At 42.1% G+C, this 17240-nt stretch carries 15 protein-coding genes; 10 read left to right on the top strand and 5 right to left on the bottom strand.

Annotated features, from left to right (window positions below):
* Positions 1–78 precede the first annotated feature (78 nt).
* Together R5R67_RS08800 and R5R67_RS08795 are read left to right on the top strand one after the other, a co-directional pair.
* Complete coding sequence (locus R5R67_RS08800) at positions 79–1155, top strand: aromatic ring-hydroxylating oxygenase subunit alpha (RefSeq protein WP_000470075.1); 1077 nt, start codon at positions 79–81, stop codon at positions 1153–1155.
* A gap of 12 nt (positions 1156–1167) precedes the next feature.
* The gene (locus R5R67_RS08795) at positions 1168–2112 is read left to right on the top strand and encodes a PDR/VanB family oxidoreductase (RefSeq protein ID WP_000382546.1); all 945 of its coding nucleotides are present in this window, start codon (positions 1168–1170) and stop codon (positions 2110–2112) included.
* Between the two features lie 43 nt (positions 2113–2155).
* Here the strand turns inward: R5R67_RS08795 and R5R67_RS08790 are convergent, their stop codons facing one another.
* The 3 genes from R5R67_RS08790 to mhpT all read right to left on the bottom strand — a co-directional run bounded on the left by R5R67_RS08790 (position 2156) and on the right by mhpT (position 4716).
* Entirely contained in the window at positions 2156–2848 is a 693-nt protein-coding gene (locus R5R67_RS08790) for a GntR family transcriptional regulator (protein WP_082188459.1), read from the bottom strand.
* 106 nt (positions 2849–2954) lie between these two features.
* Entirely contained in the window at positions 2955–3413 is a 459-nt protein-coding gene (locus R5R67_RS08785; protein WP_000252463.1) for a MarR family winged helix-turn-helix transcriptional regulator, read from the bottom strand.
* A 70-nt stretch (positions 3414–3483) separates the two neighbouring features.
* Positions 3484–4716 (bottom strand): 3-(3-hydroxy-phenyl)propionate transporter MhpT, encoded by a 1233-nt coding sequence (gene mhpT, locus R5R67_RS08780; protein ID WP_000411719.1) that lies wholly within the window; start codon positions 4714–4716, stop codon positions 3484–3486.
* Between the two features lie 247 nt (positions 4717–4963).
* Here mhpT and R5R67_RS08775 point away from each other — a divergent pair, with 247 nt between their 5' ends.
* The 8 genes from R5R67_RS08775 to R5R67_RS08740 all read left to right on the top strand — a co-directional run bounded on the left by R5R67_RS08775 (position 4964) and on the right by R5R67_RS08740 (position 14615).
* Positions 4964–5803 (top strand): p-hydroxycinnamoyl CoA hydratase/lyase, encoded by an 840-nt coding sequence (locus R5R67_RS08775; RefSeq protein ID WP_002040868.1) that lies wholly within the window; start codon positions 4964–4966, stop codon positions 5801–5803.
* A gap of 37 nt (positions 5804–5840) precedes the next feature.
* Positions 5841–7292 (top strand): aldehyde dehydrogenase, encoded by a 1452-nt coding sequence (locus R5R67_RS08770; RefSeq protein WP_001181813.1) that lies wholly within the window; start codon positions 5841–5843, stop codon positions 7290–7292.
* Positions 7293–7373: 81 nt separating this feature from the next.
* Positions 7374–9260, top strand: coding sequence for a feruloyl-CoA synthase (locus R5R67_RS08765; RefSeq protein WP_171061244.1), 1887 nt, complete (start codon positions 7374–7376; stop codon positions 9258–9260).
* Positions 9261–9334: 74 nt separating this feature from the next.
* A complete protein-coding gene (locus R5R67_RS08760) occupies positions 9335–10474 on the top strand; it encodes an acyl-CoA dehydrogenase family protein (protein ID WP_001119795.1) in 1140 nt (379 codons plus the stop codon).
* An 81-nt stretch (positions 10475–10555) separates the two neighbouring features.
* A complete protein-coding gene (locus R5R67_RS08755; RefSeq protein ID WP_000041314.1) occupies positions 10556–11806 on the top strand; it encodes an OprD family porin in 1251 nt (416 codons plus the stop codon).
* A 57-nt stretch (positions 11807–11863) separates the two neighbouring features.
* A complete protein-coding gene (locus R5R67_RS08750) occupies positions 11864–12400 on the top strand; it encodes a DUF3237 domain-containing protein (protein ID WP_000758284.1) in 537 nt (178 codons plus the stop codon).
* Between the two features lie 40 nt (positions 12401–12440).
* A complete protein-coding gene (locus R5R67_RS08745) occupies positions 12441–12830 on the top strand; it encodes a PaaI family thioesterase (RefSeq protein ID WP_000372410.1) in 390 nt (129 codons plus the stop codon).
* A gap of 33 nt (positions 12831–12863) precedes the next feature.
* Positions 12864–14615, top strand: a complete 1752-nt coding sequence (locus R5R67_RS08740; RefSeq protein WP_001110009.1) for a tannase/feruloyl esterase family alpha/beta hydrolase — start codon at positions 12864–12866, stop codon at positions 14613–14615.
* A 64-nt stretch (positions 14616–14679) separates the two neighbouring features.
* On the opposite strand, the gene R5R67_RS08735 is transcribed toward R5R67_RS08740, so the two are convergent.
* Entirely contained in the window at positions 14680–15393 is a 714-nt protein-coding gene (locus R5R67_RS08735) for a FadR/GntR family transcriptional regulator (RefSeq protein ID WP_000092890.1), read from the bottom strand.
* Between the two features lie 243 nt (positions 15394–15636).
* On the bottom strand, positions 15637–17223 hold the full coding sequence (locus R5R67_RS08730; RefSeq protein ID WP_318754807.1) for an aldehyde dehydrogenase (NADP(+)): 1587 nt from the start codon (positions 17221–17223) through the stop codon (positions 15637–15639).
* Between the last annotated feature and the right edge of the window lie 17 nt (positions 17224–17240).

Here is a 17240-nt window from a genome sequence, read left to right as displayed (position 1 = left end):
AAATATACTGCTTATCAATTGACCAATATTTTTATTTATTATAAATTGGATCCAATAAGTGATAAGGAGTCGTCACAAATGTTTATTAAAAATGCTTGGTATGTCGCTTGCCGTCCAGAAGAAATCCAAGATAAACCATTAGGTCGCACCATCTGTGGTGAAAAAATCGTTTTTTATCGTGGTAAAGAAAACCAAGTTGCAGCCGTTGAAGATTTTTGTCCGCATCGAGGTGCCCCACTCTCACTTGGCTATGTCGAAGATGGCAATCTTGTCTGTGGTTATCATGGCTTAGTCATGGGTTGTGACGGAAAGACCGTTTCAATGCCAGCCCAACGTGTAAATGGTTTCCCTTGCAACAAAGCATATGCAGTTGTTGAAAAGTTCGGCTTTATTTGGGTATGGCCAGGTGAAAAGGCTTTAGCAGATGAAGCAAAACTGCCAACTTTAGAATGGGCAGATCATCCTGAATGGAGCTATGGCGGAGGCTTGTTTCACATTCAGTGCGACTATCGCCTAATGATCGACAACCTAATGGATTTAACCCATGAGACCTATGTTCACTCAAGCAGTATTGGGCAAAAAGAAATTGATGAAGCTCTGCCAGTGACTAAAGTTGAGGGTGACCATGTCATTACCGAACGCTATATGGAAAATGTGATCGCACCTCCATTTTGGCAAATGGCCCTTCGCGGCAATCATTTAGCAGATGATGTATCTGTCGACCGTTGGCAACGTTGCCACTTCTTTGCGCCAAGTAATGTCCACATTGAAGTAGGTGTAGCGCATGCTGGACATGGTGGTTATCACGCACCGAAAGACAAAAAAGTTTCCTCAATCGTGGTCGATTTTATTACGCCGGAAACTGAAACATCACATTGGTATTTCTGGGGAATGGCACGTAACTTCCAGCCAGATAATGCTGAACTCACCGATCAAATTCGTGAAGGCCAAGGCAAAATCTTTACTGAAGATTTAGAAATGCTGGAGCAACAGCAGCAAAATATTTTAAACAATCCACATCGCAAGTTACTGATGCTCAACATCGACGCAGGCGGTGTCCAGTCTCGTAAGGTCATTGACCGACTACTTGCCGAAGAAAATAAAACACCTCCTGAAACGTCCACACAGAAGTTTCCAAACATTCGGATTATTTAAAGGAGCATGAACATGGACGTTATCATTCAAAAAATTCACCAGCTCACCCCGACCATTCGTGCATTTGAATTGGTTGCAGCAAATGGTACAGAGCTGCCGAGTTTTGAAGCAGGTGCACACATTGATGTGCATCTGAAAAATGGCCTCACTCGTCAGTATTCACTTTCAAACTGCTGCACTGAAAAACATCGTTATGTCATTGGTGTTTTACATGATGCCAATTCACGCGGTGGTTCACGTTGTATCCATACTGAATATCGTGAAGGCGACCTCTTAAAAATTGGTGAGCCGCGTAATTTATTTGAAATTCACCCTCACACAAAGCAGGCGGTTTTATTTGCAGGCGGTATTGGGATTACCCCTATTTTGTCGATGGCGTATCGGCTTAAGTCAGCCAATATTCCTTTTGAATTGCACTACTTCGTTCGTAGTCATGAAATGATTGCCTTCTATGGTAACTTAACCGAACACTTTGGTGACCAAGTTTATTTTCACATTCAAGACCAACCAGACACCGAATGTAATATGACAGAGGTTTTGGGCCAAGCTTCACCTGATAAACACTTATATGTGTGTGGACCTACAGGATTTATGCAGTTTGTCATGAACTCAGCCGAACAAGCAGGTTGGCATAGCGAACAGTTACATCAAGAGCATTTTGTCGCGCAAAAAGTAGATACATCTAACGATGAAGCTTTTACCATCGAAGTAAAAGGTACAGGCCGTCGAATTGAAGTATTACCAGAGCAGACTGCTACTGAAGCATTAATTGCAAATGGTTTTGACATTCCTGTTTCATGTGAACAAGGCATTTGCGGCACATGTATTACCCGCGTTGTAGAAGGTATACCTGATCATCGCGATTTATTTATGACCGATGAGGAGCATGCACTAAATGACCAATTTACGCCTTGTTGTTCTCGTGCAAAAACTAAACATCTTGTAATTGAGCTTTAACTCGAGAGTTCCTTTATTCAGAAATAAAGGAACTTATTTTACTTTAAGCGCTGAGAACATTTCTTAGCGTTTCACCCAAAATCACCACACTGCTGTGTTCACGCATTAATGTTTCAGCACGCCCTGCCTGACGATGTACCAATGCATCGAAAATCGAACAATGCTGTAAATGCGCATAGTGCAAACGGCGATATTCCGACAAAGCTTGGTTCTGGTCATAGGTAATGGCTTGGGCAGAAGCCATTGGCAATTGGTTGTTTTTAGCCAACGCTTGGATGAGCGCAACGTTTTGCGCTCCCTCAATAATGGTGTCATGAAAAATGACATTAAAATGGTGATAACGTTCCAGTTCAGCATCGCCAAACTCGTCTGTTTCATTAAATAGTTGTTCCGTTTCTTGAATGCAATGTTGCAGCGTCTTTTTTTGCTCTTCGCTTAAGCCTTGCTCTGCCAAAGTTTTTGCAGCCAACCCTTCAAGCACACCGCGCACTTCAAGTGCATCATGCACCAGTTTTCCGGAAATTTCACGAACCGTGTAACCACGAGTTGGGTTTTTAATGAGGAGACCTTCTTGTTCGAGCAACCGAAAGGCTATACGAACAGGCTGGCGTGAAACGCCAAGTAACTCGGCAGTAGGAATCTCGGCAATTCTGGCACCGCCTTCAAGTTCCCCTGAAATAATCATTTTTCTTAGTTTTAGTAAAACTTGTTGTCCTGAAGACATTCGTTGCCACACATCATCAAAAACGTCACTTCGATGCTAGCAAGTTCATTTGCAAAATGAAATCAATTTTCTGTGTGAATCAGTACTTAGCAATTTAACTCAACCTAAACAAACACACTTATTTAAAATTTTTAAGATTATTCACCATAATATCGAGATTATTACGAATTAAATAAGCCAAGTTAATATCAATGCCTTCAAGCATTTTTTCTTCGACTTTTAAAACCACTTCATTGCATTTGTTTAACTTTTCAATCCCGCTTTCGGTCAGGGTAATTAAAATACGGCGGCCATGTGTCGGGTCCGGTTTTTTCTCAATCCAGCCATTCACCAGTAAATCTTGCAAGATTTTATTGGCAGATTGGGGCTTTATGAAAGAACGCTCAGCAAGCTTGGCATTGGATAAATTACTTTTTGAAGCTAAAACAGAAAGTGCGGTAAATTGCGGTAAGGTAATTTCAAGCTCTTTTAAATGTTCTGTTAAATGTTTACTAATAATTCGGTCAACACGAGCAATCATGTAACTTAACTTAGGCTCATCTTCTACTTTTTTTTGAACTAAATTCGAACGTACCATAACCTTTCAATCATCATAAGAAAATCTGTAGTGAAAGTATGAGGTTCTAACCCCATACTTTCGTTAAAACTTAGCGAGCACCTGAGCTTTGTACTAAATGTACAGGCTGTTTAGGTTTTTTGACAAGAAGTAATGCAGAGATCGCTGCAATTAAGATCACTGGAATACTTGAACCAATTACGATGGTCGAGCTTTGCCCAAGCGAGAGTAAAAAACCAGCCATTAAAGGTCCAGCAAACGAACCAATACGCCCGATTGCAACCCCAGCGCCAACTCCGGTTCCACGCATTTCGGTTGGATAATACATTGCCGCCAAACCATACAACGCCGATTGCCCACCCACAATGAATAAGCCACAACCCACTGCCGAAAGTGCAAGTAAAGCCACGGTCGGAGAAATTGCCAAACAACATAGCGAAAATAAAATACCGAGATAAATTAGCTTAATCACAAAACTCATGCGTAATTTATCAAGCAATACGCCCATCAGAACCGAACCTAAAATTCCGCCAACGTTATAGCCCATCTGTACATAGTTTGCCTGTAGTTTTGATAGGCCTTGCGCACCCATGAGTAACGGCAACCAGTTCAACAAAAAGTACAACACCACCAATGTGCAGAAAAAACTTATCCAAAGTTGAATGGTTGACATACGACGCTCTTTGGCAAATAAAACCTCAAAGAATGGCGTGGTTTGCTGTGCTTGAACTTTGCGTTGCAGGTAGTCATTTGACTCGGGTAAAAAGCGCATAATCAGTGGGATTAGTAAAATAGGCGCAATCCCCCCGATATAGAAAATATGACGCCACTCTGCATCGCCTGCCAATGACATAACAACAACGGAAGTGAGTAAGCCACCAAAAGGAATGCCACTATACATCACACTAACCGCAGTACCTTTGTGCTGGTCAGGTACAGCTTCAGAAGCAAGTGTAATCATCATGGGTAACGCCCCACCCATTCCCAAACCCGTACAAAAACGAATGAGTAGCAACAGACTAAAATTGGCCGCATAGGCGGTTAGCAAAGACATAATTCCAAAAAGTAAGATACTAAAAATCAGAATTTTCTTACGCCCGACAATATCGGCAAACCGACCACCTAATATTGCGCCTGGGAGTGTTCCCAAAATTGCAGCACTAAATGCCCACGCCATCTGGGCATTATCTAACATAAACTCAGCCCGCATTCGTGGAGCGGCTACCCCCATTGATTGAAGATCAAAGCCTTCAAAAATCGCTATGGCAAAGCACAGTAGCAACGTGATTTTTGCCCTTGAAGGCTGTCCTGATATTTTTTCCATTGTGTTGTCCTTTATTGACTAGTCGTTCCATTTAGCCCTTTGTGTATTATTTTTAAACACACCAAAAATATCAGTTAAACTTATTAAAAAATCAACATATTTTTATTTAAAATTAATTTTTAGAATAATTAATGTTTAAAATACAACAAACTATAAAACATTTATAAAATTTTCCAAAAAAGACTTGAATGTAAGTTTAACTGATATTAGATTAAATCCCAGAACAGCAAGAAATCATTCAAGGAGTATGAAGATGAGTTATGAAAACCGCTGGGAAACAGTAGATGTTAAAGTTGAAGATGGAATTGCATGGGTCACTTTAAACCGCCCTGAAAAGAAAAATGCCATGAGCCCAACCCTCAATCGTGAAATGATTGATGTGCTTGAAACCCTTGAGCTTGATCAAAATGCTAAAGTTTTGGTTCTGACTGGTGCAGGCGACTCTTGGACAGCGGGTATGGATTTGAAGGAATATTTCCGTGAAGTCGACACTCAACCAGAGATTTTCCAAGAGCGTATTCGTCGTGACTCATGTCGCTGGCAGTGGCAACTTCTTCGTATGTATTCAAAACCAACCATTGCTATGGTCAACGGCTGGTGTTTCGGAGGCGGTTTCTCACCTTTAGTGGCATGTGACCTAGCAATTGCAGCAGATGAAGCAACTTTCGGTTTATCTGAAATTAACTGGGGTATCCCACCGGGCAACCTTGTAAGCAAAGCAATGGCAGATACCGTAGGTCATCGTGCATCTTTGTATTACATCATGACGGGTAAAACCTTTAGTGGTAAAGAAGCTGAAACCATGGGACTTGTGAACAAAAGCGTACCGCTTGCCCAATTAAAAGCAGAAGTGACTGAACTTGCAAATTGCTTACTCGAGAAAAACCCTGTGGTTCTTCGTACCGCTAAAAATGGCTTTAAACGTTGTCGTGAACTGACATGGGACCAAAACGAAGACTACTTATATGCCAAACTCGATCAATGTATCCACCGAGATACTGAAAATGGTCGCCAAGAAGGTTTGAAACAATTCTTAGATGAAAAATCAATTAAACCAGGTTTACAGAGTTATAAACGTACTGGTTAACTTTTGATTCTTTAATGGCAATGTAAGGACGCAACCCATGCAAAATGTACAGTTACTTATTCACGGTCAATCTGTTGATGCATCAAATCAGGCAACTTTTGAGCGTATTAGTCCAATTGATGGAACGGTAGCAACTAAAGCTGCTGCTGCAACACTCGAAGATGTTGATCGTGCCATTGATTCGGCACAGCAAGCTTTTAAAGTTTGGTCGAAGCTCTCGCCTACCGAGCGCCGTTTACGCTTATTAAAAGCAGCCGATTTAATGGACCAAAAAACCGAGCAATTCATTCAAACTGGAATGCAAGAAACAGGTTCAACTGCAACATGGTATGGGTTTAACGTTCACCTTGCTGCCAACATGTTACGTGAAGCAGCAGCAATGACCACACAAATTGACGGAAGCCTGATTCCGTCAGATGTGCCGGGCAATCTTGCAATGGGTGTACGGGTTCCTTGCGGTGTCATTGTTGGCATTGCACCTTGGAACGCCCCTGTCATTTTGGCAACACGTGCGCTTGCTATGCCTTTGGCTTGTGGTAACACGGTTGTATTAAAAGCATCGGAAGCCTGCCCAGCAACACATCGTCTCATTGGTGAAGTGTTACATGAAGCAGGTCTAGGTGAAGGTGTCGTGAATGTGATTACGCATGCCGCCGAAGATGCACCACAAATCGTAGAGCGTTTAGTCTCTCATCCAGCCGTGAAGCGCATTAATTTTACCGGTTCAACCAAAGTCGGCAAAATTATTGCCGAGACTGCTGCTAAATATTTAAAACCTGTTTTACTCGAACTCGGTGGTAAAGCCCCTGTTGTGGTTTTAAATGAAGCTGACATTAATGAAGCCGTAAATGCAGTCGCTTTTGGAGCATTCTTTAATCAGGGTCAAATTTGTATGTCGACCGAACGTGTTTTGGTTCAAGATAAAATTGCCGACCAGTTTATTGAAAAGTTGATTGAGAAAACCCGTTCTATTCAGGCAGGTAATCCAACCTCAAAAGGCAATGTATTGGGTGTTTTAGAAAGTCGCCGCGCTGCAAACCGTATTCAGCATTTGCTAGAAGATGCCCAAAACAAAGGGGCTGACTTACCTTTAGGCATTCATATTGAAGACACCACGATGCAACCGACACTGGTGCTCAATATTAAACCTGACATGCTGCTTTACCGCGAAGAATCATTTGGACCTGTATGCACAGTTCAACGTTTTTCAAGCATTGAAGAAGGCATAGCACTGGCAAATGACAGCGAGTTTGGTCTGTCTTCTGCAGTATTTAGCCAAAACATTTCACAGGCATTAGAAGTCGCTAAACAGATTGATTCGGGTATTTGTCATATTAACGGCGCAACCGTACATGACGAAGCGCAAATGCCATTTGGCGGAACAAAATCGAGTGGTTACGGACGTTTTGGTAGTAAAGTCTCTGTTGCCGAATTTACCGAACTACGCTGGATTACCATTCAAACCCAATCACGTCATTACCCGATTTAGTCAGGCTAATGCGAATACCGACATATTAAATAAAAATTGCATGATGCAAAAAATAAAGCGCAGTGATGCGCTTTCCATGGAGTGAAAGAAATGCAAATGAATGCCACTCAATCACAAGACCGCGAACGGTTCGTAAAATTAGGGCAACACGATATTCATTATCACTATAAAGATCAAACGCTCTATATCAGCCCAAAAGAGCAATTAAAACCGTATCCACAAAAACTGACAGATCGGTTAATTCATTTTGCACAAACCAAACCCGACCATATTTTTGCAGCAAAACGCAATGCTCAAGGCGAATGGGTCAAACTGAGTTATGCAGAAGTTCTACAACGCGCATGGCACATTGCTCAGGCTTTGCATGACCGTAATTTAAGCCAAGAACGACCACTCGTTATTTTAAGTGGTAATGATCTCGAACATTTAACACTCTCTATGGGTGCCATGCTGGCGGGTGTGCCTTTCTCTGCTATTTCCCCTGCCTACTCTCTGATTTCTCAAGACTTCGGCAAACTCAAACATGTGTTTGAAGTGCTCACACCTGGTATGGTTTATGCCAGCGATGGACAAGCTTTTGCCAAAGCCATTCAGGCATGCATTACATCCGATATTGAAGTGGTAACCAATAAAGGAATAGTGGGCGATCAGATCTGCACGTCTTTTCAATCGCTGTTAGATACACCAGTTTCAAATGTTCAAGAGTTTTATCAAACCCTTGATGAAAACCAGATTGCCAAATTTCTGTTTACATCAGGTTCAACTAAATTACCTAAGGCTGTACCGACCACACATTTAATGTTGTGTGTTAATCAGCAAATGTTATTGCAGACTTTCCCTGAGTTTGAAGAAACACCGCCTGTCCTACTCGACTGGCTGTCTTGGCACCACACATTTGGCGGCAGTCACAATGTCGGCATCGCACTCTATAACGGCGGTACGATTTACATTGATGATGGCAAACCCGTTGCAGGAAAATTTGACGAAACTATTCGTAATCTCAAAGAAATTTCTCCAACTGTTTATTTAAATGTGCCAAAAGGTTGGGAAGAACTCACCGAAGCGTTAGAAAAAGATGAAGAATTAAGAGACCGCTTTTTTGCCAAAGTTAAAATTTTATTCTTTGCCGGTGCTGCACTTTCAGAAGCGGGCTGGAACAGGCTCGACAAAATTGCTCAGCAACATTGCGGAGAAAAAATTCGCATAATGAGCGGACTGGGCATGACCGAAACTGCTCCCTCTTGTGCTTTTACAACTGGCCCACGCGTAATGGCTGGTTTTATTGGTTACCCTGCTCCGGGATGCGAAATTAAGCTAGTTCCATGTGGTGACAAACTTGAATTCTGTGTTCGTGGCAAACACGTCATGAAAGGCTATTGGCGCTTAAAAGCAGACCAGCAAAGTACTGTGTTTGATGATGAAGGCTTTTTCCATACAGGCGATGCCGTTCGTTTAGTCGACATCAATGATCCGACTAAAGGCCTAATGTACGACGGACGAATTGCTGAAGACTTTAAACTCAATACTGGTACTTTTGTGAATGTGGGCACACTACGCAACAAAGTGCTTATTCAAGGTAACTTACTGATTCAAGATGTTTGTATTACTGGTTCAAACCTAAATGCGGTTGGCTTTCTGATTTTTCCAAAATTAGAAGCATGTGCTCAATATGCAGGTCTTAAGCTTGGTGATCATTCTGCAACAGAGATATTACAGCATCCTAAAGTCCAGCAATGGTTCCGCCAATTTTTAACGACCTTTAATAAAGATGCGACTGGCAGTTCAAATACAGTCTCAATGCTTTATTTAATGACCGAACCACCTCAGTTAGATGCCGGTGAAGTGACCGATAAAGGCAACCTTAATCAAAGCAGTATTACGAAACGTCGTGCCGCTTTAATTGATGAGCTTTATCAAAAGCAGACTGATAACCCACTGATTATTCGGGTGCCCACCTTAAAGCAATAAGCAATTGAAATAAAAAAGGAAGCTCAAATTTCGGTTTGGGCCTTAGCCTCACTTTTGCCTAAAAAAGGTTCAACATGCCACACGATACAGAATTTGAACTATTTCGGGACAGCTATCGCAGGTTCTTAAAAGAACAGGTTGCTCCATACTACGAACAATGGGAACACGATGGCCTTATCCCACGTGATCTATGGCTTCGTCTTGGGGAAAATGGTTTTTTGTGTGTTGATGTGCCTGAGGAATATGGCGGCTATGGCGCTCCTGTGCACTACTCACTCATGCTGGTTCAAGAAACTGCTCAAGCTGGCTTTGCATCTTTAGCTGTTGCCATTGGTGGGCAAAATGAATTGGTTTCTCCTTACCTGCAAAATATCGGAACCGAAGAGCAAAAACGTTATTGGTTACCGAAAATGGTGACAGGGGAAGTCGTCACTGCAATTGCCATGACAGAGGCCAATGCGGGTTCAGACTTACAGGCTATACGCACTCAAGCCATTTTAGAAAATGACCACTATCGTGTGAATGGTTCAAAAACGTTTATTTCAAATGGATTACATGCCGACCTGATCGTTCTGGTAGCAAAAACCGATCCGCAAGCCAAAGCAAAAGGTATTTCTATTTTTTTAGTGGATGCTGCTTTAGACGGCGTTAAAAAAGGTCACTCTTTACAAAAAATCGGACTCCATGCCCAAGATACAGCCGAACTATTTTTTGATGATGTCTGTGTACCTGCAACTCAGCGTTTGGGTGAAGAAGGACAAGGCTTTGCCTATTTAATGCAAGAGTTACCTCGCGAACGTTTGAGTATTTCTATGATGGCTTTGGGGTCAATTTTAGGCGCCATCGAACTGACCAAAGACTATGTATTAGAGCGTAAAGCTTTCGGACAACCTTTAAGCCAAATGCAAAACACACGATTTGTACTCGCAAACGCGCAAATTAAAGCAAAAGCCGCTCAAGCTTTTGTAGACCAATGTGCAGCGCTGTATCAACAACACCAGTTAAGCGTGAGTCAAGTTGCCGCACTGAAATGCTTTATTACCGATGTCCAATGTGAAGTGATTGATCAATTACTTCAGCTTTTTGGTGGCTACGGTTACATGCAGGAATACCCGATTTCACGCTTTTTTGTGGATGCGCGGGTACAAAAAATTTATGGGGGAACCAATGAAATTATGAAAGAAATCGTCGCCCGAGAACTGCTCGGAAAATAATTCGATTTAAAAACCGAACAAGGCAGACACAACAATTATGCCTTGTTGAAAACAAAAAATGATATTTCAGGAAGAAATGCTATGTCGAAATTATGGATGTACTCTACCCTTATGCTCTCAAGTTCAGTGTGGGCTGGCAGTTTTATTGATAACAGTTCAGTAGAACTCACCACGCGAAATTTCTATTTTGACCGCGACTACCAAGAGCAATCCACTTACCCTGCTGCCAAGGACTGGACACAAGGGTTTATTCTTAAAGCCAATTCAGGCTATACCGAAGGGACTGTCGGTTTTGGGCTGGATATACTTGCAACGGCAGGCTTTAAACTCGATGCTGATGCCGAGCATGGCGGTACAGGAAACTTACCTAGAGACACGCGCACCAATGAGCCTGCTGACTCTTATGGCGAAATTGGGGTCACAGCAAAAGCGAAAATGAGCCAGACCGAGCTACGCATTGGTACGCTCATACCGATGAATCCTGTTTTAGTGGCTTCACCTGCTCGTTTGCTTCCTCAAACCTATCGAGGAATTTCACTGACCAGTAAAGATATTAAAGACTTCGACTTACAAGCGGCCTACCTTGATAAAGTGAATCATCGTGATTCGACTAACTATGAAAAAATTAAAATTTCAGGCGTAAATGGACGATTTAAAGGCGCCGAAACTGATGGACTTTATTATTTAGGTGGAAACTATCAGTTTAATCCTGCACTCAAACTCACCGCTTTTTACATGGATGTTGATGATCTTTATAACCAAACCATGGTCGGCGCTTTACACCAACACAAAATTAATGACACCACTAATTTTAGCTCTCAATTACGTTACTACCGCAGCCGAGATGACGGACAAGCAAAAGCAGGCTTAGTCGATAATGATCTTTATCACGCGCATTTCGAACTAAAACATCAAAACCATAAATTTATTTTTGGGACTTTCCAACATCATGGCGACACCGCGTTTCCGTATTTAACGGGAGGTGAAACGGGTCTACTCATTGATACATGGCCGGGCGAGTTTTTAAATCCAAAAGAAAAAGCCTATAGCTTCCGTTATGAATATGACTTTAAAGATTATGTTCCGGGTTTACGTTTTATGACCCGTTACACCACAGGTCACAATATTTATGCACCCAATTTAGGCGGAACCAATCTAAAAGAACGCGAAACAGACTTTGATTTAGGCTACACCATTCAAAGTGGCTGGTTAAAAAATCTAGGGTTACGCGCGCGCTACGCCATTTATGACAACAACATGCTCTCTACAGCCAATATCAAACCTGTAAACGAAACCCGTATCAACATCGACTACACATGGAAATTTAAATAATTCAAAACCAGAGGTTCTGTCACACATAGAACCTCTTTTTATTTCGGGAAATTCATCATGAAGAAAGTTGTAACGCTACTCTGCGGAATTTGTCTCATTGGCCTAACTCATGCCGCAACTCAATATAACCCACCACCTATTCAGCTTGAGCCTTTAGCAAAATTTAGTGTTGATCTAAATGCGCCTGTTTGGGAATTAGGCACAACCAGTGATGCAGGTAAACGCCGAATTATTCCCATTACGGGCGGGACATTTGAAGGAAAATCACTTAAAGGCCGCATTTTAAATAATGGCGCAGATTGGCAAATTGTCGACAGTAAAGGATTAGCCATTATTGATACGCGATATTTGTTAGAAACCGATGATGGTGCGCTTATTTACCTTCAAACCAAAGGTTACCGCCATGGCTCGGCAGAGACGCTAAAACAGCTTGCCCAAGGCAAAGATGTGGACCCGAAAAACTACTATTTCAAAATTACCATGCAGTTTGAAACCAGCTCACCAAAATATTTATGGCTCAATCAGACCGTTGCGGTAGGCAGTGCAATGCGCTTGGGTAAAGCAGTTATTTATGATGCCTATACCCTGAAATAATAATTTTTATAACACCTACAAAAAGGATAGAGCCTTCATTATGGATCAAAAAACTTTAGAACACTTACCGCCCATCCATCACCATTTGGGCGGACATAATATTCATTGGAATGATCAAAACACTGAACTCACCATCCACTACACGGCGCTAGAAAGCTTTACCAATCCACGCGGCACCGTTGAAGGCGGCATGATCTGCGCCATGCTTGACGATGTGATGGGACTTTTTGCATATCTCGCCAATGACCATAAACCCGCTACTACCATTAACTTAACGATGGATTTTTTAAGGCCCTGTGCTGTGGGCGAAGTCATTACAAAATGCCGATTCATTAAACAAGGCAAAACTGTACTAAATCTCGAAAGTGAAGCTTGGCAAAACAACAAAATGATTGCACGAAGCACAGCTAATTTTTTGGTTTTAGATTAATTGCGACCATTCATTCAATAAGGATATGAATAAATGAATTACACCAACAATAAACGAATTTTGACCTGCTCCGCTTTGGTGCTTGCCATACTTGGTTCTTTGGCAGGCTGTGGAAGTGATAATGATGACACAACGGTTCCGTCAACAACCAAACCACCGCAGTTATCTCCTGCTGTTGGCGTAAAAATGACAGGAAGCTGTTCAGACTTACTCGATTTTCAGTACAACAATACCGTTATTAGCTCAGCTACCCTTCAAGAAGCAGGTACATTGACTGTCGCCAACAAACCGATTGGCGCACATTGTTTGGTCAAAGGTTATATGGATCAACGGGTAAGCCCTGTCGATGGACAAACTTATCAAATTGGTTTTGAAATGCGCTTACCAATAGACTGGAACGGCCGTTTCCTCTATCAAGGCAATGGCGGAACCGATGGTAATTTAGTTCCTGCAACAGGTCAGGTTGGTAGCGGTGGTCCGCTGACCAATGCCCTGCATGATGGTTTTGCTGTTATTTCCTCCGACGCCGGACATAATGCTTCACAAAATCCGATGTTTGGTTTAGACCCTCAAGCTAGAATTAACTACGGCTACGGTGCGATTACCAAACTCACGCCTATGGCAAAAAACCTAATTAAAGCCGCATATGGTAAATTGCCAGACCGCTCCTATGCAGGCGGTACATCTAACGGTGGGCGTCATGCCATGATTGCTGCAACTCGTTTGGGCGACCAATATGATGGAATTTTAGCAAGTACACCAGGTTTTCACTTACCTCGTGCAGCTGCGGCTCAACTCTATACAGCACAGCAGCTCCGTCGTGTCGCAACAGATGAAAATGACCTAAGTACCGCACTTACTCTTTCAGAGCGTAAAGTATTAGCAAAAGCGATTTTAGATCGATGCGATGCCTTAGACGGTATTGCAGATGGCTTGGTTCAAGATGTCGAGGCTTGCCGTACGGCTTTTGATATTCATAAGCATGTACCCGTTTGCTCAAGCACAAGAGATGGTACTTGTTTAAGCACCGAACAAATTGATGTATTAGCCAACATTTACCGTGGTCCTGTAAATTCGGCTGGACAAGCACTCTATGCAACCCAACCTTTCGACCCAGGTTTAGTCGGCAGTAACTGGGCAAGCTGGAAATTTGAATCTTCGGTGGGAACAGCGCGTGACCCCGTTGCAGTCGGAATTCTTTTTCAGGTTCCACCAGACCCAACTGTGACTCAAAACTCTAGACAATTTGCCTTTAATTTTAACTTCGATACCGACTATCTAAAACTCTCGGCAACCAATGATGTTTATACTGAAAGTTCGATGTCTTTCATGATGCCACCCGATGAACTCAATCTGGATAAACTCCGTAATCACGGTGGAAAAATGATTGTGGTACAAGGCACAGCAGATGGCGTTTTCTCTGTAGATGACACTCAAAATTGGTACGATCAACTGCTACAACACTATAAAAATGATGCGAAAGGTACAGCGCCTGAATTTGCGCGTTTCTTTAGAGTTCCGGGTATGAACCATACCCGTGATGGTATTGCGACCGACCAATTTGACGCATTGACTGCTTTAGTTAATTGGGTGGAATATGGGCAAGCACCTGACAAAATCATTGCGACAGCACGCGGCGCAGGTAATCCTAGTGGTCAAGTGAATACTGAACTTCCACAAGACTGGGCACCAGACCGTACCCGTCCACTTTGTCCTTACCCACTGATTGCCCGTTACAATGGTCAAGGCGATAGCGAAAAAGCCGAAAACTTTAGCTGTAAATAGCACCCAAAAAATTAAAAGAGAGCTTAAATAAGCTCTCTTTTTTATCTTGATCTTAGCTCAAGCTTTACTGCTTAAACTTTTTAATACTCTTAGACAAATGAGCTCGCATCATTTGTCGGGCCAATAATCCGTCCTGATCGACAATTGCGTTATAAATATTGACATGATCATGGTGAACCGCTTTTAAATATTCTTCGCGATTTTCAGGACTTTGCTCAATAGATTTAACACGTGCACGTGGAATAATTTTTTCACCCAGATACTTCAAAAAATCAACGAAATATTGGTTTTCAGAAGCTTCAGCAATGGCAATATGGAAATCGTAGTCAGCTTTTACCGTACCATCGTTTGCATCTGAAGAAATATGTCGTTCAAAGTCTTCAAGCGCAGCTTTCATTTTATCAATATGGATTTGCTTACGGCGCTCAGATGCTAAAAAAACAGCTTCAGATTCAAGACTAATCCTAAGCTCAAGCAAGGAAATAATGTCATTAATGGTTTCTAAACTGGCATTAGACAACAGAAAATTTTGCTCAACCGTCTGCTCTTTGACAAAAGTACCAATTCCGTGACGAGTCTCGACAAATCCTAATGAACGCAACTCAGTAATTGCTTCACGAATAACAGAACGGCTTACTTCAAAAGTTTCAATTAATTCAAGTTCGGTCGGGATTTTTTCTCCAACTTTAAATTCTCCAGACTGAATTTTTTCGATCAGTTGTTCTACAATAATCTGGCTTAGTTTTTTTGTTGATCTAGGTTTAATTGCGCTAGACATAATCTGAAGAACTCATGAAATGTTGAAAAAAATTATAAAATTCATTTTACTATAAACTTAGCCGATAGTCATATTCGGTTTTTAGACCCCTAAGTTATTAAAAATAAAATATTTTCTCTCACTTATTAAACCACCACTCATATTTAAAAAGTAAGCAATTTGTGCTTATTTAAATATTTAACAATTCTTTGAATAAGTTAAAAAAATATGCAGCTCAATACTCTTGATTAAGCTGCACCATTTTTAAATTTGGGCCTGACTTAACTGCCCATTGACCATACGAGTAATCTGTAGTGGATTACTGTCTTTTAATGCATCGGGTAATAATACTTGTGGCGTATTTTGGAAGCATACTGGGCGTAAGAAGCGCTCAATTGCTCCCGTACCTACCGAAGTGCCACGGGCATCACTGGTTGCAGGGAAAGGACCACCATGTACCATAGCATCCGATACCTCCACCCCTGTCGGGAAACCGTTAAACAATATCCGGCCAGCTTTACGGGTTAACAAATCAAGAAGCTCGCCTGCCTTAGACAATTCATTTTCATCACCAATAATGGTTGCTGTAAGCTGTCCACCTAAAGCTTCAATACCCTTCAACAGAGTGGCTTCATCTTCGACCGCAATCACAATCGACATTGGCCCGAAAACTTCATGTTGTAGTTTTGGGTTGCCTGACAATAAAACAGATTGGTCCGCTTTAAACAGATGTGCTTTTGCTTGAGAAACTAGCCCAGGTTCCTGACCCGATGCAATGATCTCAAAACCAGCTTCATTTATTAATGCATCAATACCAGTTCGATAGCTTTTTAAAGTACCTTCATTCAACATAACCTGAGGCACAGCTTTCTGCGTATTTTCAACTAAAGCTGTAATAAAGCGGTCAAACTCGGGGCCTTTTACACCTAAAATTAGACCGGGTTTTGTACAGAACTGGCCACACCCCATATTAAAAGAAGCAACCGTATCTTGTGCGATTTGTTCACCACGTGAATGAAGTGCTTCAGGTAAAACCACCACAGGGTTCACACTCGACATTTCAGCAAAAAATGGAATCGGCTGAAGGCGGCTCTGCGCAAGGTTATAAAGCGCCATTCCTCCTTCAAGTGAACCTGTAAAACCAGCTGCTTGAATGAGGGGATGTTCCACCAAGTTTGCACCAATACGGCCGCCAAAAATCATATTGAATGTGCCTTTAGGCATACCGCAAACTTCAATTGCTTTTTCAATGGCTTCTGCAACAAGCTCAGCAGTCGCCATATGGCCAGAGTGTGCTTTAAAGACAACCGGACACCCTGCTGCTAAAGCAGCTACGGTATCACCGCCTGCAGTTGAAAATGCAAGTGGGAAATTACTCGCGCCAAATACGGCAACTGGTCCTACCCCAACTTTATATTGACGCAAATCAACACGCGGTAAAGGCTTACGTTCTGGCAATGCCACATCAATACGAGCACCATAAAAATCGCCACGGCGTAAAAGTTCAGCAAATAGTCGAAGCTGACCAGTAACACGGCCTGTCTCTCCTTGAAGACGAGCAAGTGGTAAGCCTGTTTCAAGTGAAGCGACTTCTTGCAGGTTCGCACCTAATGCTTCAATTTGGCGAGCAATTTCCTCAAGAAAAGAGGCACGTTGCTCTTGAGAAGTTTGGCTATAAACTAAAAAAGCGTTATGCGCAGCTTGAGCAGCTTGATCCACTTCTTCAAGGGTCGCCTGACTAAATACATAACCTGTTGGCTGATAGTCTTTTGCACCTATACTTTCTAAAGCTGGCGCATTTACAGCAACGCGTTGACCATTAATAAACTGCCGACCGTTATTTTTACTCATTTTAAAGCTCCAATACC

It is taken from the genome of Acinetobacter sp. OYA S30 (assembly GCF_033599315.1).
Lineage (GTDB): Bacteria > Pseudomonadota > Gammaproteobacteria > Pseudomonadales > Moraxellaceae > Acinetobacter > Acinetobacter baumannii.
Note: the sequence above shows the minus strand (reverse complement) of the source record. Positions and strands in the feature narration are given on the sequence as shown.